The sequence below is a fragment of the Hymenobacter rubripertinctus genome (genome assembly GCF_003583925.1).
Lineage (GTDB): Bacteria > Bacteroidota > Bacteroidia > Cytophagales > Hymenobacteraceae > Hymenobacter > Hymenobacter rubripertinctus.
Genome location: NZ_QYCN01000003.1, coordinates 186,474 through 204,272, shown reverse-complemented (window position 1 = coordinate 204,272; position 17,799 = coordinate 186,474). Strand labels below are relative to the sequence as shown.

Annotated in this window: 14 protein-coding genes; 10 read left to right on the top strand and 4 right to left on the bottom strand. The window is 63.5% G+C overall.

What is annotated here, in order from left to right; genetic code table 11:
- Nucleotides 1–44 precede the first annotated feature (44 nt).
- Nucleotides 45–926, bottom strand: coding sequence for an SDR family oxidoreductase (locus D0T11_RS03065; RefSeq protein WP_119654313.1), 882 nt, complete (start codon nt 924–926; stop codon nt 45–47).
- Between the two features lie 244 nt (nt 927–1,170).
- Here D0T11_RS03065 and D0T11_RS03060 point away from each other — a divergent pair, with 244 nt between their 5' ends.
- From D0T11_RS03060 to D0T11_RS03050, 3 genes are all read left to right on the top strand, one after another.
- Nucleotides 1,171–2,016 (top strand): Rossmann-fold NAD(P)-binding domain-containing protein, encoded by an 846-nt coding sequence (locus D0T11_RS03060; protein ID WP_119654312.1) that lies wholly within the window; start codon nt 1,171–1,173, stop codon nt 2,014–2,016.
- Nucleotides 2,017–2,047: 31 nt separating this feature from the next.
- Nucleotides 2,048–3,298 carry a BaiN/RdsA family NAD(P)/FAD-dependent oxidoreductase gene (locus D0T11_RS03055; RefSeq protein WP_245990585.1) on the top strand — a complete coding sequence of 417 codons (1,251 nt, stop codon included), beginning with the start codon at nt 2,048–2,050 and terminating at the stop codon, nt 3,296–3,298.
- 100 nt (nt 3,299–3,398) lie between these two features.
- The gene (locus D0T11_RS03050; RefSeq protein ID WP_119654311.1) at nt 3,399–3,848 is read left to right on the top strand and encodes a PA2169 family four-helix-bundle protein; all 450 of its coding nucleotides are present in this window, start codon (nt 3,399–3,401) and stop codon (nt 3,846–3,848) included.
- Nucleotides 3,849–4,143: 295 nt separating this feature from the next.
- On the opposite strand, the gene D0T11_RS03045 is transcribed toward D0T11_RS03050, so the two are convergent.
- Both D0T11_RS03045 and D0T11_RS03040 read right to left on the bottom strand, forming a co-directional pair.
- Nucleotides 4,144–6,066 carry a DEAD/DEAH box helicase gene (locus tag D0T11_RS03045; protein ID WP_119654310.1) on the bottom strand — a complete coding sequence of 641 codons (1,923 nt, stop codon included), beginning with the start codon at nt 6,064–6,066 and terminating at the stop codon, nt 4,144–4,146.
- Between the two features lie 316 nt (nt 6,067–6,382).
- Complete coding sequence (locus D0T11_RS03040) at nt 6,383–6,574, bottom strand: cold-shock protein (protein WP_019947277.1); 192 nt, start codon at nt 6,572–6,574, stop codon at nt 6,383–6,385.
- Between the two features lie 230 nt (nt 6,575–6,804).
- Between D0T11_RS03040 and D0T11_RS03035 the strand changes: the two genes are divergently transcribed.
- The 3 genes from D0T11_RS03035 to D0T11_RS03025 all read left to right on the top strand — a co-directional run bounded on the left by D0T11_RS03035 (nt 6,805) and on the right by D0T11_RS03025 (nt 12,261).
- On the top strand, nt 6,805–7,230 hold the full coding sequence (locus D0T11_RS03035) for an acyl-CoA thioesterase (protein WP_119654309.1): 426 nt from the start codon (nt 6,805–6,807) through the stop codon (nt 7,228–7,230).
- Nucleotides 7,231–7,314: 84 nt separating this feature from the next.
- Complete coding sequence (locus D0T11_RS23310) at nt 7,315–10,815, top strand: UvrD-helicase domain-containing protein (protein WP_119654308.1); 3,501 nt, start codon at nt 7,315–7,317, stop codon at nt 10,813–10,815.
- Between the two features lie 168 nt (nt 10,816–10,983).
- On the top strand, nt 10,984–12,261 hold the full coding sequence (locus tag D0T11_RS03025) for a TCR/Tet family MFS transporter (RefSeq protein ID WP_119654307.1): 1,278 nt from the start codon (nt 10,984–10,986) through the stop codon (nt 12,259–12,261).
- On the opposite strand, the gene D0T11_RS03020 is transcribed toward D0T11_RS03025, so the two are convergent.
- Nucleotides 12,258–12,653, bottom strand: coding sequence for a hypothetical protein (locus D0T11_RS03020; RefSeq protein ID WP_147374498.1), 396 nt, complete (start codon nt 12,651–12,653; stop codon nt 12,258–12,260). The genes D0T11_RS03025 and D0T11_RS03020 overlap by 4 nt on opposite strands.
- A 538-nt stretch (nt 12,654–13,191) precedes the next feature.
- Between D0T11_RS03020 and D0T11_RS03015 the strand changes: the two genes are divergently transcribed.
- From D0T11_RS03015 to D0T11_RS03000, 4 genes are all read left to right on the top strand, one after another.
- Nucleotides 13,192–16,248, top strand: a complete 3,057-nt coding sequence (locus D0T11_RS03015) for a PD-(D/E)XK nuclease family protein (RefSeq protein ID WP_119654305.1) — start codon at nt 13,192–13,194, stop codon at nt 16,246–16,248.
- 142 nt (nt 16,249–16,390) lie between these two features.
- Nucleotides 16,391–16,825, top strand: a complete 435-nt coding sequence (locus D0T11_RS03010) for a nucleoside deaminase (RefSeq protein ID WP_092737426.1) — start codon at nt 16,391–16,393, stop codon at nt 16,823–16,825.
- 204 nt (nt 16,826–17,029) lie between these two features.
- On the top strand, nt 17,030–17,341 hold the full coding sequence (locus D0T11_RS03005; protein ID WP_147374497.1) for a hypothetical protein: 312 nt from the start codon (nt 17,030–17,032) through the stop codon (nt 17,339–17,341).
- Complete coding sequence (locus D0T11_RS03000; RefSeq protein WP_119654303.1) at nt 17,338–17,730, top strand: hypothetical protein; 393 nt, start codon at nt 17,338–17,340, stop codon at nt 17,728–17,730. The genes D0T11_RS03005 and D0T11_RS03000 overlap by 4 nt, the downstream gene beginning before the upstream one ends.
- Nucleotides 17,731–17,799: the final 69 nt, after the last annotated feature.

Sequence of the window (17,799 nt, the reverse complement as noted above, 5' to 3'; positions counted from 1 at the left end):
CAGAACGAATCCCTTTTACCTGCACCATCTGTAACATCTGTGATTTAGCGGCGCATGGTCTTCTCGATCTGGTCCCACATTTCGGAGGTGAGCAGTTCGAGCTTGTTGAACTCGCCGGCCCCATTGAGCCACTCGCCCCCGTCGAGGGTCACGACTTCGCCGTTCATGTAGGCCGAGAAATCCGACACCATGTAGGCGGCCAGGTTGGCCAGCTCCTGGTGACTGCCCACCCGCTTGAGGGGCACGTTGGCGGCCGGGTCGAGCTGGGAGGCCAGGGGCTCGGGGAACAGGCGGCTCCAGGCACCCTCCGTTGGGAACGGGCCGGGCGCAATGGCGTTGGAGCGGATGCCGTACTTGGCCCACTCCACGGCCAAGGAGCGCGTCATGGCCAGCACGCCGGCCTTAGCCGCCGCCGATGGCACCACGAAGGCCGAGCCCACGGAGGCGTAGGTGGTCACGATGTTGAGGATGGTACCGGGCTTCTTATCGGCAATCCAGCGCTTGCCAAAGGCCAGGGTGCAGTTGTAGGAGCCCTTAAGCACGATGTCCACAATCACGTCGAAAGCCTTGTGGCTGAGGCGCTCGGTGGGGCTGATGAAGTTGCCGGCCGCGTTGTTGAGCAGCACGTCGACGCCGCCATAAGTGCTGATAGTTTTTTCGAGCAGGGCTTCTACCTCGTCGTACTTGCGCACGTCGCACTGCACGGCCAGCACGTTAGCGTTGCCGGTTTGCTCGCGCAGCTCGGTGGCCGTTTTTTCGAGTACTTCCAGCTTGCGGGAGCTGATGACCACGTTGGCCCCGAGTTGGAGGAAGTAGGTGGTCATGGCCCGGCCGAGGCCGGTGCCGCCGCCCGTCACCACGATGGTTTTGCCCTGGAGGGCATTGTCGCGGAGCATGGGTTGGGCGTAGGGATGCGCAGTAGACATAAGCGGAAGAAAGGGTGAAGTGGGAAAAGTAGATGGCAAAAATCAGGATGCTCCTACCACTGTCCGGCCTCATTGGGCCGCCACCGCACGCGGGGCTCAAGGTCGATGGGAAACTCAGAACACCGGCCGTATGGGTCGGCCAGAGGTAGTATGCTTGCCTACTTGTTGGAGCGCAAGGTAACAGTTTGCGGATTCCTTGCCGGCCTGCTTGCCCGGGAAAGTTTTTTTGCCACCTTTACCCCGCATGATTCAACCCGCTCCTTCTGCTGCTCTTCCCACCGTGGCCGTGCTGGGCTGCGGCTGGCTGGGCCTGCCCCTGGCCCGCGCCCTGGTGGCGGCCGGCTACCCGGTCCACGGCTCCACCACCACGCCCGGCCAGCTCCTGACCCTGCGCGACGCCGGCATCCGGCCCTACCTGCTGCGCCTGGCCCCCACCCCCACCCTCACCGACACCGATACGCTGCAAGCCCTGCTCCAGGGCGTGGAAACGCTGATTCTGAACGTGCCGCCCACCCGCGGGGCCGGCTCACCGGAAGCCTACCCGGCGCTGCTGAGCCTGGTAACCGAGGCCACCACCGCCGCCGGCGTGGCCCACGTGCTGCTGGTGAGCTCCACCGGCGTCTACCCCGACGAGGCCCGCCTGATGCAGGAGCCCGATGCCCGCGCCAGCCTGGAAGCCGAAACGCCGCTGCTGCGCGCCGAAGCCCTGTTCCAAGGCCCCGCCCACACCGTGGTGCGCCTGGCGGGGCTCATGGGGCCGGGCCGGCCGCCGGGCCGCTTTATGGCCGGCCGCAGCGGCGTGGCCCACGGCGAAGCTCCCGTCAACCTGATTCATCTGCACGACTGCGTGGGGCTGCTGGTGCGCATTCTCGAACTGGGCCTCTGGGGTTACACGCTCAACGCCAGCGCCAACAGCCACCCCAGCCGCCGCACCTTCTACACCGCCGCCGCCACCCGCCTGGACCTGCAACCACCCACGTTCGCCGAAGGCACCACCGGCGGCAAGCAAATCGACTCTTCTCTCCTGCGCGACCTGACCAGCTACCAGTTCCGCCACGACGACGTGGTAGCGGCCCTGGAGTTCTGCTGAACACAGGTTGGTGTGGGTTATCTTTGCCCCTGTGAAGGAAGAACGAACGATTGTAGCCGTGCTGGGCGGCGGGGCAGCGGGCTTTTTTGGGGCCATTGCCTGCGCCGAGGCCAACCCGAAGCTACGGGTGCTGCTGCTGGAAAAAACCGGTAAACTGCTGAGCAAAGTGCGGATTTCGGGCGGCGGCCGGTGCAACGTAACCCATGCCGCCGATACGCCGGCCCAGCTTGTGCAGCACTACCCACGCGGAGCCCGGCAGCTCAAGGAACCGTTCAGGCAGTTCGGCGCGCCCGATACGGTGCGCTGGTTCGAAAGCCGGGGCGTGCCCCTCAAAACGGAGCCCGACGGCCGCATGTTTCCCACCACCGATTCGTCGGAAACCATTGCCCAGTGCCTGCTGGAAGCCGCCCGCCGGGCCGGGGTGGAAATCCTGCTCCAGACCACGGCCGAGCGCATTGAGCCTCTGACCGGCGGCGGTTTCCGGCTGGTGCTCAGCGGCCCCCGGGTGCTGGCCCCGGAGCTGGCGGTGGCCCGGGTGCTGGTGGCCACCGGCGGGGCGCCCAAATCGGCGCAGTACGACTGGCTGCGGCAGCTGGGCCACGCGGTGCAGGAGCCCGTGCCCAGCCTGTTCACCTTTAACGTGCCCGACTCGCCCCTGCGCGAGCTGCCGGGCGTGAGCGTGGCCCGCGCCCGGGTGCGGGTAGCCGGCGAAAAGCTCGAATACGAAGGCCCGGTGCTCGTAACGCACTGGGGCGTGAGCGGGCCGGCCGTGCTCAAGCTCTCGGCCTGGGGTGCCCGCCGCCTCCACGAGCTCAACTACCAAAGCACCACGCTCATCAACTGGGTCCCCGATTTCACGGAAGACACCCTGCGCCAGCATTTGCAGGAGCACCGCGGCCCCCACGGCCGCAAAATAGTCGTTAGCAACCCGCTGTTCGGGCTGCCCCAGCGGCTCTGGCGCACCCTGGCCGAACAGGCCGGTATCGGGGCCGAAACGCGCTGGAACGAGCTGCCCGCCAAGCTCCAGAACCGGCTGATTGAGGCCCTCTTGCGCACGGCCCTGCCCATGCGCGGCAAGACCACTTACAAGGACGAATTCGTGACCTGCGGGGGCATCTCGCTGGGCGAAATCAACATGCAGACGATGGAAAGCCGCCTCGTGCCGGGCCTGCACTTCGCCGGCGAAGTGCTCGACGTGGACGGCATCACCGGCGGCTTCAATTTCCAGGCCGCCTGGACCACCGGCCACCTCGCCGGCCGGGCCATGAGCCAGGCGGGTTAGGTTGCAAAATAATGGCTTCCGGCAACCCGGGCGGCAGATTGGCAGTAAAGAGGGTCACTAAGATCTTTCCAACTCCACCTAATCTAAATCCCCTTTCCTTATGGAAGCTAAAGCACTGCAAGCCGGCCTGAACGAACTGATTGAAACCCTCAAGGACGGCCAGAAAGGCTACGCCGAAGCCATGACCGACGTGGAAGACGCGGATCTGAAGCAGACGTTTAAGAAATATGCCGCCCAGCGCGCCGAGTATATCACGGAGCTGGAGGATAAAATGTACAAGCTGAACCTGAAGCCCGACGAAGAGTCGTCCATTACCGGCACCGTACACCGCGCCTTTATCAACCTGAAGGGCCTGATTACCGGTAAGGACCGCTACAGCATCCTGGCCGAGTGTGAGCGGGGCGAGGACTACGCCAAAGCCGCTTACGAGAAAGCCCAGAAGATTCAGGACATTCCGGCCGACCTCAAATCGGTTATCGAGAAGCAGGCCGCCGGCATCAAGCAAGGCCACGACGAAATCCGTGACCTGCGCGACGCCGCCAAGAAGTAACGCACTGACTGCCGCTGATTGATCGGGATTTCACTGATTTTTCAGTGCCACTACCTTACCAGAACGCCCCCGCTTCACTGAAGCGGGGGCGTTCTGGTTTCCGTTTGGCCAAGCGGCCCGGCGGTGGCCAAACCTGCTAGCACATTCCAGCCACAATCAACCGTTATCACGTCCAACAAACCAACTCCTCGGCCCGACCCCAACAAAAAAAGCTGCTTCCGGAGAAGCAGCTTTTTTTGAGGAATCAGCAACAAGCAATCAGTGAAATTACGATTAATCAGCGTCAATCCGTGATTTATTCGTCGTCGCGGCGCTTGCCTTTGTAGCCGCCGCCGTAGCTGCTGCCGCCTTTGTTGCCGCCATAAGAGCTGCCCCCGTCGCGGTTGCCGCCGTAGCTGCCGCCGCCGCGGTTGCCACCGTAGGAGCCGCCGCCTTTGTTGCCGCCGTAGGAGCCGCCGCCCTCGCGACGGTCGCCGTAGCTGCCGCCGCCGCGGTTACCGCCGTAGGAGCCGCCGCCTTCGCGCCGCTCACCACCGCCGAACCCGCCGGGAGCCCGACGCGGACGGTCGCCGCCACCGCGGGTACCACCTTCCTGCTGGGCGTCGCCTTCCTGGCGGGGCGTAGCGATGTTGAAGGCTACCGGCCGGCCCTGGATGGAGCTGCGGCCGAGCTGGGCCACAATTTCTTCCACGAACTCGTTCGGTACTTCTACAAAGCTGAACTTGTCGTAGAGGGCGATGTCGCCCACTTTAGCGGCCGTGAGGCTGGTGTTTTCGGCAATCAGGTCCACGATGTCGCGCGGGTGCAGGCGGTCCTTCTTGCCCATGGTCACGAACAGGCGGGTGAAGCCGGCACGGGCGGCACCCTGGGTGCGGCTGGCGTCGAGGCTTTCCTGGGCCCGCTTGTCTTCCTTCATCGTCATCTTCAGCAAAGCGGCCGCGATGTCGAGCGAAGTGATGTTCTCGTCAATGCTCTGGTCGATGAGCCGCTGAACGCGACCTACGTACTTTTCAAGGTTGCCTTTTTCAATAACCCCCTTAATGGAAGCGAGCATGAGCGTGGTTTTCACCTCCGACACATCTTCGAAGGACGGCACGCGCTCCTGCTTGATGGTGGCCTTGGTGAAGCGCATGATGTCGCGCAGCTTGTAGATGTCGCGGCCGCTCACGAAGGTGAAGGCTTTACCCTGCTTGCCGGCCCGGCCGGTACGGCCGATGCGGTGCACGTAGTATTCCTCGTCGGCGGGCAGGTCGTAGTTAACCACTACTTCCACGTTCTCCACGTCGATGCCGCGGGCGGCTACGTCGGTGGCTACCAGGATTTCGAGGGTGCCTTTACGGAATTTGTCGAGCGTGTTCTGGCGCTGCTGCTGGCCCATGTCGCCGTGCAGCCCCTCGGCGAAGTAGCCTTTGGCCTGCAAGTCGCCCACAATGTCATCGACCATGCGCTTGGTGTTGGCGAAGACGATGCCCGACTTGATGTTGTACATGTCGATGAGGCGCGTGAGCACATCCTTCTTCTGGGGGCCGCGCACCTCGAAGTAGCTCTGCTCAATGTTGGTCACCGTCATTTCCTGATGGTTGACCTTCACGATCTGCGGATCCTTCTGGTAGCGCTTGGTCATCTCCATGATGGGCTTGCTCATCGTGGCGGAGAAGAATACCGTCTGACGCTCCTCAGGCATCTTTTTCAACACCGTCTCGATGTCGTCGCGGAAGCCCATGTCCAGCATTTCGTCGGCCTCATCGAGGATGATCATCTTGCAATGCTCCAGCTTGAGCGTACCACGCTCGATGTGGTCCATCACGCGGCCGGGGGTACCGATTACAATTTGTACGCCGCGCTCCAGGGCCCGGAACTGCCGGTCGTAGGAGGAGCCACCGTAAATCGGAACTACAGCCAGGCCGCGCTTGTACTTGCCCAGTTTCTGGATTTCGCCCGAAACCTGCACCGCCAGCTCGCGGGTGGGGCAGAGCACCAGGCACTGCACTTCCCGCGAGTCGGTATCGACCATTTCAATGGCGGGAATGGCAAAGGCGGCCGTTTTGCCGGTGCCCGTCTGGGCCTGGCCGATTACGTCGCGGCCTGCGAGCAGGACCGGAATACCGGCGGCCTGAATGGGGGATGCTTCTTCGTAGCCAACTTCGGTGATGGCACGCTGCATTTCTTCAGAGAGGGTCAGCTCGCTGAACTTTACTTTCGGGGTTTCCTGGTCCATGTCAGTGTTAATGGAGTGAAGAGATAAGCTCTGAAAACAGCGGATTCAGCGACGCTCTTCTCCCACTCAACACAACGACAAGTGACGGAAGCAACAGACGGAAGACAAAGCCGGCCCAACAAGTTTCTAATAGGCAGCTCACAAGCTGCGCGGAACGTGGCCGTTCTCAAATGCGGGTGCAAAGATACGATTTTTTATTTGCAAAAGCTAGAATGACGGCACCAATTCCCCATCCTTTCCGAAAACAAAAAAAGCAGGCTCCCCGAAGGAACCTGCTTTTTCAGTGTGCTATCCTAAAAAGGAAGCGAGCTTAGAACTAAGCCAGTTTCACTTTTACGGCATTCGGACCCTTACGGCCCTGAGCGATTTCGAATTCAACTTTGTCCTGGTCGCGGATTTCGTCGATGCACTCGGTTACGTGTACGAACACGTCCTCGCCGGTCTCGTCCACTTTGATGAAACCAAAACCTTTGGTTTCGTTGAAGAATTTTACAGTTCCTGTCTGCATGGGTACTCTGATGATGATGGATGTTTTCGTTAGAAAGGCGGCCCTTGGCTTGATTACGCCCTCTTGACAGAGGAACTGAACCAAACAACGAAACTGCGTTTTCTTAACTTGGCCCAAAGATACAGGTATATTTTAGATATGGAAGGTTGGAGCAACGATGGCGCTGTTTTTTTAGTATGCCCCGCGCCCGCGCTGCCGCATCCGGGCCGGCGGCCCTACCTTTGGCTCCTATGAAAATGCCCGCCGCCCCCGCCTTCCGTTTCGCCCACCATTTAACGGTGCAGCTCACCGACATCGACGACTTCGACCACGCCAACAACGTGCAATACGTGCGCTGGGTGCAGGAAACGGCCGTAGCGCACTGGCACGCTGCCTACCCGGCCGGCACCCCCGAACACTCCTATATATGGGTCGTGCGGGAGCACCGCATTCAGTACCGCCACCCGGCCCTGTTGCACGACGAGCTGCGCTGCACCACCTGGATCGGCGAAGTGCGCGGCGCCCAGTGCCAGCGCTTCGTGCGCATCGAGCGGGCCGCCGATGGCAAGCTGCTCTGCGAAGCCGAGACCCAGTGGGTGCTGCTGGACGCCATCAGTAAGCGCCCGATGCGGATTGAGCAGCCCATGCGCGACTACTTGTGGGGACCGGTGGGGTGACATGCAGCGCTTAACCAGCCGTTTGCCCCTGCTTTGCTGCCCATTGCCATCAGCACGGTCGTCTTACCTTAGCGTCTTCCCTTTATGCCTTCCCAGCCCACTTTCCGCATTTACTCCTCCTCGGCCGGCTCGGGCAAAACCTACCAGCTCACCAAGGAATACCTGAAGCTGGCGCTGGGCTCGGAGGAGGCGGGGTACTTCAAGAGCATTCTGGCCATCACATTCACCAACGACGCGGCGGGCGAGATGAAGCAGCGGATTCTGGGGGCCTTGCGCCGGTTTGCCCGCCTGCCCGCCGGCCAGCACGACCCGCTGCTGACCGATATTGCCGAGGAGCTGCACCAGGAAGGCCCGCTGGCCCACCTGCCCACGGCGGCCGAGCGCCGGCGCGTGGTGCAGGAGCGCGCCCAGGCCACGTTCCGGCTGGCCCTCTACCACTACGCCGATTTCGCGGTGAGTACCATCGACTCGTTCGTGCAGCGCATCGTGACGGCTTTTACCCGCGAGCTGGGGCTGCCGGCTACGTTTGAGGTGGAGCTCGACAGCGCCACCGTGCTGCAAGGGGCCGTGGCCCTGGTGCTGGACCGGGTGAACCGCGACCCGAACGCGGCCCTACTCTCGCGTACGATTTCCGATTTCGCCCTCAATAAGGCCGAGGAAGGCAAAACCTGGAACAACCTGCCCGAAGAGCTGGTCGAGTTCGGGCAGTTTTTGCTCAGCGAACCGGTGCACGAGGCCATGCAACAGTTGCAGCAGTTGAGTCTGGCCGATTACCGCCGCCTGCACGAGGGGCTGAAGCTGCGCAAGCAGGAAATTGAGGTGCTCGTGCAGCAAACCGCCGCCGTGGCCCTCGAAACGCTGGCCAATGCCGGACTAGAAGCCGAGCACCTGGCCAGCGGGGCCAACGGCGTGTACGGCCACTTCCACAACTGGCACCGCTGGCTGGAAGCGCCCGCCGCCGGGGCGTCCTTCCCGACTGCCACCGCCCTCAAAACCGTGGAAACTGATAAATGGGGCAGCGCTGCCGCTAAAAAGCAGGGCCGCGAGCACGACGTGGCGGCCGTGGCCCCGGTGCTGGCCCAAATCTTCGTGCGCCTCCAGGAGGTCCGGCAGCGCCTGCTGCCCAGCTACCTGCTGGCCGCCGGGATGCTGCCCTACGTGTTTCAGGTAAGCTTGCTCAGCGAGCTGAGCAAGGCCGTGGAGCAGCTCAGCCGCGACCGGGGCGTGGTGCTGATTGCCGAGTTCAACCGCCGCATTGCCCAGATTGTACTGCACGAGCCGGTGCCGTTCCTGTATGAGCGGCTCGGCGACCGGTACCAGCATCTGCTCATCGATGAGTTTCAGGATACCTCGGTGCTGCAATGGAACAACCTGCTGCCGCTGGTGGAAAATGCCCTGGGCAGCGGCCACCTCAACCTGGCCGTGGGCGACGCCAAGCAGGCCATTTACCGCTGGCGGGGCGGCGAGATGGAACAGATTCTGCGCCTCTACCAGCAGCAGACCCACCACCTCTACGACCGGGTGCCCGACCCCGAAACCCGCCAGCGCCTGGCCGACCGCTACCAGACCATCGACCAGGCGCTGGAGGCCCGCAACCTGAACGTGAATTACCGCTCGGGCCGGGCCATTGTGGAGTTCAACAATGTCTTTTTCGGGCACGTGAGCGAAACCCACGCTGCCCTGCCGCTGGTCCAGGAGTTGTTTGACGCCGGTTTTACCCAGCAGCTGCCGGCCGGAGCCGAGCCGGCCCCGGCTCACGTGGAGCTGCTCTTCACCGACGACGAGGCCCCGGCCACCCGCTACGACGCGGCGGCCGGCACCTTTACGCCCGCGCTGCTGCCCGGTTACCTGCCCGGCCAGACCCTTGACTACCACGAAAGCACCCTCTACCTGACCCTGCAATTGGTGGAGCAGGCCTTGGCCGACGGTTTTCGGCTCCAGGACGTGGCCGTGCTCTGCCGGACCCGGGGCAACAGCCGGCGCACCGCCAAATTTCTGAAAGAGCGGGGTTACGACATCATTTCGGCCGATTCGCTCTCCCTGGAATTCGCGGATGTGGTGAACCTGCTGGTTTCCGTGTTTCGGGTACTTAACCGGCCCGCCGACACGCTGGCCCGGGCCGAAGCCCTGCTGCTCGTCGACCGCGTGGTGCGGGGCCACGCCCCCACCCCCGACCGCGCCCGGCGCTGGGCCGAGCTGGCCAATGCCGAGTCGGCGGAGCCGTTTTTTGACGAGTTGCGGGCCCTGGGCTACGACGTGCAGGAGGGCGAAACCGGCAACCTGGGCCTTTATGAGCTGACCGAGCGCCTCATCGGGCTGTTTGGGCTGCTGGAGCGGGTAACGGAACGCGAGTACCTGTTCCGGTTCCTGGATTTGACCCTGGAATACAGCCTGCGCTACGGCAACAACCTCAACAACTTCCTCACCTACTGGGACCAGAAGAAGGGCAGCCTGAGCATCAACGCCCCCGCTGGCCGCAACGCCCTCACCATCACCACCGTGCACAAGGCCAAGGGCCTGGCCTACGGAGTAGTGATTGTGCCGTTTGCCGACTGGAGCCTGCGGCCGTTTATGGGCACCCTGCTCTGGGGGCGGCTGCCGGAAGTAGCCGACCGGCCGGTGCCCGACATGCCCGGGGTGGCCGTGCTCAGCCAGAAGCAGGATCTGCTGTTCACGCCCCTGGCCGGGCAGTACACCGAGGAGTTGGAAAAAACCTTTCTGGAGGGCCTGAACATGCTGTACGTGGCCTTCACCCGGCCCCGGCACCGTCTCTACGTCATCAGCAGGAAGCCCAAACCCGCCAAAAAGGCCGCCCGCAACGACGACGACGACGCGGCCTCGTTCGACAAGCCCGCCGGCACCGTGGCCGAGCTGCTGCACCGCTACCTGGTAAGCACCACCCTGTGGAATGAGGAGCAGATGGCTTATTCTTTAGCTGGTAGCCCGGGGCTGTTAGCCGATAGCTTTTCGGGCAACGAAACTCCAAGTCAGCCGCCAAAAACGAACAACGAAAAACCAATAACGAACAACGAAAACCACGACCTGCCGCTGACCAACCTGACCAGTACGCCCTGGGAAAAGCGCCTGCGCCTGCGCCAGCACGCCAATACGGTGTTTGATTTTGATGAGCAGCAGGCGCAGCGTGAGTGGAACCGTCGCCTGCACTACGCTCTGCGCCGGGTGAAGCAGGCCACCGACGCGGACCGCGTGGCGGCCCAGCTCGCGGCCGAAGGCATCATCAGCCTCCAGGAGCGGCCCGAACTGCTGCGCCGCCTGCGCGAAGTGGTGGATAACGCGCAGCTGGCCCACTACTTCAGTGCCCGGGTAGAGGCCGAGGCGGAGCGCGAAATCCTGGTGGGCGGCACCCGCAAGCAGGACTACAAGCCCGACCGCATCGTGTTTGAAACCGCGCCCGGCGGCACTGGCCGCCGCGTCACGCTGCTCGATTTCAAGCAACCCCCGGCCGAATTCCGCCACCGGGTACCCTTGCAGCAGTACGCGGCCCTGTTCCGCCAGCTCGGCTTTGCGGAAGTGCGCTGCGTGCTGTATTACTTCGACACCCGGGAAGTGGTGGAGTGGGAGTAGGGTATAGAAAGGAACGTCATTCCTGGCTCCGCTCGGAATGACGTTCTGTTTGCCTTTATGCGGTTCTCTATCCTGTAAGGCGCTCTGTTCGTCGGCGGACCCTTTCAATCAGCTGCTCCCAAGCCCCCCGAAACCGCCTACCTTTGCGGCCCTGCCTTCACTGCCTTCATGGAACCCACCGCTACTCCAACCGCTCCCCGCTCGGCCCTCACCTTCATCTTTATCACCCTGCTGCTGGATGTCACGGGCATCGGTATCATCATCCCCGTCATTCCCAAGCTGATTCAGCACCTGAATGGGGGCACTGTGAGCGAGGCGGCCAAGGTGGGCGGCTGGCTGGTGTTTGCCTTCGCCGTGATGCAGTTCCTGTTTTCGCCGGTGCTGGGCAACCTCTCCGACCGCTACGGCCGCCGCCCCGTGCTGCTCACGTCCCTGCTCGGCTTTGGCCTCGATTACCTGTTTCTGGCCTTCGCCCCCACTATCGGCTGGCTGTTCGTGGGCCGGCTGATTGCGGGCATCACCGGGGCCAGCATCACCACCGCCTCGGCCTACATCGCCGACGTGTCGAAGCCCGAGGAACGGGCCCAGAACTTCGGGCTGATCGGGGCCGCCTTCGGGCTGGGCTTCATTATGGGGCCGCTGCTGGGCGGGGTGCTGGGCGAATACAGCCACCAGCTGCCGTTTCTGGCCGCCGCGGGCCTCACGCTGCTCAACGTGGTGTACGGCTACTTCGTGCTGCCCGAATCGTTGCCCCTGGCGCGGCGGCGGCCGTTTTCCTGGAAGCGGGCCAACCCCGTGGGCAGCCTTAAGCTGCTGGCCCGCTACCCCGTTATTCTGGGGCTGGTGGCCTCGCTGCTCTTCATTTACGTGGCCGCTCACGCCACCCAGAGCACGTGGTCGTACTACGTGATGGAGAAATTCAGCTGGACCGAGAAATGGGTGGGCTACTCCCTGGCGACGGTGGGCCTGCTGGTGGCCCTGGTGCAGGGCGTGCTCATCCGGCGCATCAACCCGGCCCTAGGCCCGCAACGCTCGGTGTACCTGGGCATGCTGCTCTACGCGGTGGGGTTCGTGCTGTTCGCGTTTGCCAGCAAGGGCTGGATGATGTTCGCCTTTCTGGTGCCCTACTGCCTGGGCGGCATTGCCGGCCCGGCCTTGCAGGGCATTATTTCGGGCCAGGTGCCCGCCGATGAGCAGGGTGAGTTGCAAGGTGCCCTCACCAGCCTGATGAGCCTCACGTCCATTGTGGGGCCAGTGCTCATGACCAGCCTGTTCTCCTTCTACACCAGTCCCGGCGCGCCGGTGTACTTCCCCGGCGCGCCCTTCCTGCTGGCCGCCCTGCTCACGCTCATCAGCCTGGGCCTGGCCGCCCGCTCCCTGGCCCGCTACGTAGCCCCGGCGGCTACCGCCGAGGCCGCCGAACCCGTGATGGAGCTGGGCCACTAGCCGGGCATTTGCACCCGCAGCTCCAGCCGGCCCTGCGTTAGGCTGAGGCCTTCAAACAGGCCGTGCTCCGCCCCCGCCGCGTTGGGCAGCAGGTAATAGTCTGCCGTTTCAGTCAGCCGCTCCCATTGTAGGGTGGTAAAATCCAGGTATACCAGCCAGGTAGTGGCCGCCGGTATCTGGCCGGGGCGGGACTCCACGAGTTGCAGGAAAATGCCCTCGGGCCATTCGCGACACAAGTCGCTCACGAGCTGCCCGTGCAGGCCGGGAACCTCGGGTTTTGTTTGCAGGCGGTAAAGGCTGGGGACTATTTCTTCTTCTTCCAAATAACCCCACTGCTCCAGCCACGCTCCAAACTCTGGCCCTTCCACATCCCAGTCCTGGTCGGCAGCCACTAATTGCAGTTGCGCCCCCTGGAATAAAACCGTGGGCTCTGGCGGAACGGGGGGCAGCTCTGGGGGCGGCTGATAGCCAAACAGTTTCCGGATACTCAGAGTAATTTTCGCACCAGCCTGCCACAGGCCGTAACCAATTCCCAGTACCAGTAAAGCCCCTACTCCTAGAATCACAACCGGTATGGCTAGCAGCGCCAGCAATACCAAGCTGCGTGCGTCCTCCCACCAAGAAACTGTGGGTGGTGGCGGCGGCGGAATAATGATTTGTTGAACGGTGAATGGCATGCGGTTAGGCGAATCAAAAGAGTCCTTATTAACTCAGGTTGCGCAGCACGACGTAGGGGCGGGGCTTGTCCCCGCCCGCCGCTGAAACGAAGCGCGCGGCCTTCATTCAGCGTTCAACGCTACCGTGCAATGGCGGGCGGGGGCAAGCCCCGCCCCTACGTCGTGCTGCGAAACTTGGGTTTTTCTGCGAGCAGAAGCCGGTTTCTGAGCGAAAGGTACTGTACCTTTCAGTAGAATTCCTGACCCGCCGCGCATGCCCGCTTCCCACTCCGACCTCCCCCTGTTCGCCGCCGCTCCGCCCCTGCCGCCCGCCGTGCCCCTGCCCGATGCCACGCCCTTTCTGGCGCGCATTGCCCGGGAGCTGGTGGCCCAGTACGGCCCCACCGGCGAGCTGTCGGATTTGGTGGTGGTGGTGCCCACGCGGCGGGCGGTGGTGTACTTGCAGAACGAGCTGAGCCTGGCCGCCGAGGCCGGGCAGGCGGTGTGGAGCCCCCGGGTGGCGGCCATGGAAGACTACATGGTGGAGCTGGCCGGCGTGCAGGTGGAGGAGCCCATTGCCTTGCAGCTGCTGCTGTTTGAAATCCTGCGCGACATCGACCCCCAGCTCGAATTCGACCAGTTCGTGGGCTGGTCGGCGCTGCTGCTCCAGGACTTCTCCAGCCTCGACCAGAACCTGGCCTCGCCCCGCAAGGTGTTCGAGTACCTGAGCCAGGCCAAGGCTTTGGAGCGCTGGGACCTGGGGGCCGAATTCCAGCCCCAGACCACCACCACGGCCTACTTCCGCTTCTGGGACGACCTGGAGAAAGTGTACCGCCGCCTGCAAAAGCGCATGCGCCAGGACCGCCTCGCCTACCCCGGTCTGGCCTACCGCCTGGCCCAGCGCCGGGTGCGCGAGCGGCTGGAAACCGGCGAGGAACTGGCCCGCCACGTGTTCGTGGGCCTGGGCTTCCTCTCCAAGGCCGAGGAGCGGCTGATCCGGCGGCTGCGCAAGGCGGGCCGGGCCGAAGTGTATTTTGATGGCGACGCGTTCTACCTGGAAGGCGGCTCGCCCAACCGCGCCGGCCAGCACCTGCGCCGCTACCAGGAGGTGCTGGATTTGCCTTGGGAGAACTTCGGGGGGCCGGCCGAGCTGCTGCGCCAACTCCCGCGCACCGTGCGGCTGGTGGGCGTGGCCAACGCCTCCATGCAGGGCAAGGTAGCCGGCCAGCTGCTGGCCGCCTCGCGCCAAGCCAACCCCCACGCCAAGGTGGCCGTGGTGCTGCCCGACGAAACGCTGCTGCTGCCCGTGCTCCACGGCCTGCCCCCGCGCGAGGTGCCTGAGTACAACGTGACCATGGGCCTCAACTTCCAGAGCACGCCCCTGTTCAACCTCGTGGATCTGCTGTTTGAAGTGCATTTGACCGGCGTGCGCGAGGGTTCCCAGGAAACCGGCTACGGCGTGCCCCGCTACCACCACCTGGCCGTGAGCAAGCTGCTCCAGCACCCGTTTCTGCGCCGCTACCAGGGCTGGCTCAACCAGCAGCCCGACCCCACCGGCCACGGCCTGCTCGATAGGGTGTGCCGCACCATTATTAAGCGCCACGCGGTGCTGCTCACGGCTGAGGAGCTGGTGGAAATGGGCGGCGGCCACGAGCTGCTGCACGCCCTGTTTGCCACCTGGGACAACTGCGACGACATCATCCGGGCCTGCTACACGCTCATCGACCTGCTCAAAAAGGCCTACCAGGACCAGCATTCGGCCATCGAAGCCGAGTACCTCTACCTGTTCTTCACGCTGGTCAAGCGCCTCGACTCGGTGTTCGATTGCCGGGAGCAGCGCCTGTCGGTGCGCTCGTTCCGACGGTTTCTGTATGAGCAGATGAAGAGCACCCGCCTGCCCTTCAGCGGGGAGCCCATTGCCGACGTGCAGGTGATGGGCCTGCTCGAAACCCGGGCCCTGGACTTCGACCACGTTATCATTCTGAGCTGCAACGAGAACGTGCTGCCGGCCCCCAAGCGCCACAGCTCCCTGTTCCCCTACGACGTGCTCACCACTTTTGGCCTGCCCACCTACGCCGACCACGAAGCCGCCACCGCCCACCAGTTCTGGCGCCTGCTCCAGCGCGCGCGCCAAGTCGATCTGCTCCACATTCTGCCCGGGGCCGAGGGCACCCGCACCGGCGAGCGAAGCCGCTTTTTACTCCAACTCGAAAACGACCTGGCCCTCCAGAACCCCGCGTTGGAACTGCTGGATTTGACCGTATCTTCCTCAGCTGACAGCTTGGAGCTGTTAGCTGATAGCTCTTCGTTCAATGAAGCTAACAGCCAACAGCTAACAGCTAATAGCTCAAAAGAAGCCACCGACCTCGTCCTCGAAAAAGACGCCGGCATGCTGCTGGCGCTGCGGGAGCTACTCAAAAAAGGCCTTTCGCCCACCGCTCTCAACCAGTACCTGAGCTGCTCGCTGCGTTTCTATTTCCAGCGGATTGCCCTCTTCAAGGAGAACGAGGAAGTGGAGGAAGCCCTCGGCCCCGACGGGTTCGGGACGGTGGTGCACGAGGCCCTGGAAGAGCTGCTGACGCCGTTTTCGCAGCAGCAGACGCCCCAGGCCCCGGCCCTCACGGCCGCCGATATTCCGGGCCTCGTGGCCCAGGCCCCGATTATGGTGGCCCAGGCATTGCGCAAGGAGGAAGCCGGCCGCCACGCCCGCGCCGACGAAGGCCTCAACCACGTGCTCGGCCAGGTAGCCAGCCAGCTGGTCCGCCGCTATTTTGAGAGCCTGCCCGAGCAGGCAGACGCCCTGCCCCTGCGCGTGCAAAGTCTGGAGGAACCGCTCCAGGCCACCGTGTACGTGCCCCTGCCCGACGGCGAGAAGCTGCCCGTGAGCCTGTTCGGCCTCGCCGACCGCGTGGATCAGCTGCCCAACGGCGAGTTGCGGGTAGTGGACTACAAAACGGGCCTCGTGCAGGCCCACGAGCTAAAGCTGTGGAAGAAAGGCGAAGCCCCCGCCGAGGCCGTGCAGCGCCTGCTCACCGACGCCACTCCTTCGGCCGACAAGGTGCGCCAGCTCTGGCTCTACCGCTTCCTGCTAACCCAGCAGGGCCGCCCCGCCGCCGACGCGGCCATCATTTCCCTGCGCAACCTGCCCGCCGGCCCCATGTCGGCTGATATGAGCTTCCTGACCGCCGACGGCCAGGATTTCATCCAGCACAGTGAGGAACTGCTGGGCCAGCTGGTGCGCCGCATCCTCGACCCCGCCGAGCCCATCCGCAAAACCGACGACCTCGATAAGTGCCAGTACTGCGCCTATCGGGGCATTTGCGCGCGGTAATAAACCGGTCATTCCGACGAAGGAGGAATCTGGGGTAAATCATTCGCAACTTTGCCCGGCAGATTGACCCAGATTCCTCCTTCGTCGGAATGACAGGTCTGCTAACTTCTCAATTTTTCAACTTCTTTCCCCCCCGAATACTATGGACGAATTCATGCAGGCCGCCATTGATGAGGCGCGCCAGGGCCGCCAGGAAGGCGGTATTCCGATCGGCTCGGTGCTCGTGCGCGACGGCAAGCTCGTGAGCCGCGGCCGCAACAAGCGCGTGCAGGAGGGCAACGCCATCAAGCACGGCGAAATGGACGCCCTGATGAACGCCGGCCGCCAGCGCACCTACCGCGACACCGTGCTCTACACCACCCTGATGCCCTGCTTTATGTGCGCCGGCACCATCGTGCAGTTCAAAATCCCGAAAGTCGTGGTGGGTGAGGCCCGCACCTTCGGCGAGTCGAAAGCCTTCCTGGAAAGCCACGGCGTGGAAGTCGAAATTCTCGACCTCGACGAGTGCGTGCGCATGATGGAAAGCTTCATCGAAGAAGAGCCCGAGCTCTGGAACGAAGACATTATGGAGCTGTAATTTTTCTAATGGGAGAACTATGGTGGAATGTGAGGAATGTGAAGAAACGTCATGCTGAGCGCAGTCGAAGCATCTCTACCTCTGACTAGTCAATAGCGTTACAACGAAGCGGTAGAGATGCTTCGACTCCGGCTCCGCCTTCGCTCAGCATGACGTTCCTTCACATCCCACCATATTCCATCACATTTTTCACATTACATGCCCATGCCTGATTCCGACACCCCCTTCGCCGCCACTAAAAAGTGCCCGCACTGCGGCCTCTGGACCGAGTGGGAGCAGCGCCCCACCGACCGGTGCCAACACTGCGGGCAGGTGCTGGAAGTCCGCCGGGCCGCCAGCGACCAGCAGCGCCAGCAGCAGGCCGATGCGCCCCTGGCCCCCGTGCTACTCATCGAAATAAAGCCCGACGACGGCCCGGCAACGCGGTTTTTCAAGCACCTCATCCGGGGTGGGCAGCTGGCGTTTGCCGCCATCATAGCCTTTCTGGTCTGGCTCGTGACGGTGGTGGCCGCATGAGGCGTTTGCCGGCCGAGCTGCGCCACCCGCTTTTCCTGCTCGGCGCGGCCACCTACGGGGGGCTGGCGCTGTACCGGCACGCGGGGGCACGGTCCGTGCACTGGCCGCCGCTGCCGGAGCTGGTGCGCCACCACCTGACCGACCTGCTGACCCTGCCCCTGCTGCTCACGCTGGCATTGTGGGCGCTGCGGCGGCTCTACTTCCGCCAGCCGGCCTTCGTGCTGCCGGCTTCCTGGATTTTCAGCGCCTGGCTAGTCGTTGCCGTTTGGTTCGAAGGCCTGCTGCCCCGTTTCGATGCCCGCGCCACCGCCGACTGGCTCGACGTGGGGGCCTACGCCCTGGGCGGCCTGCTTTTCTGGCGCTGGCTGAACCGCCCGGCCAGGACCTGAACCCAACCCCAGGCGTCTGGTTTCGCGTATAGCCCTCCTTCTGGCCCCGCTGGCAGTTCGCCGACGGGG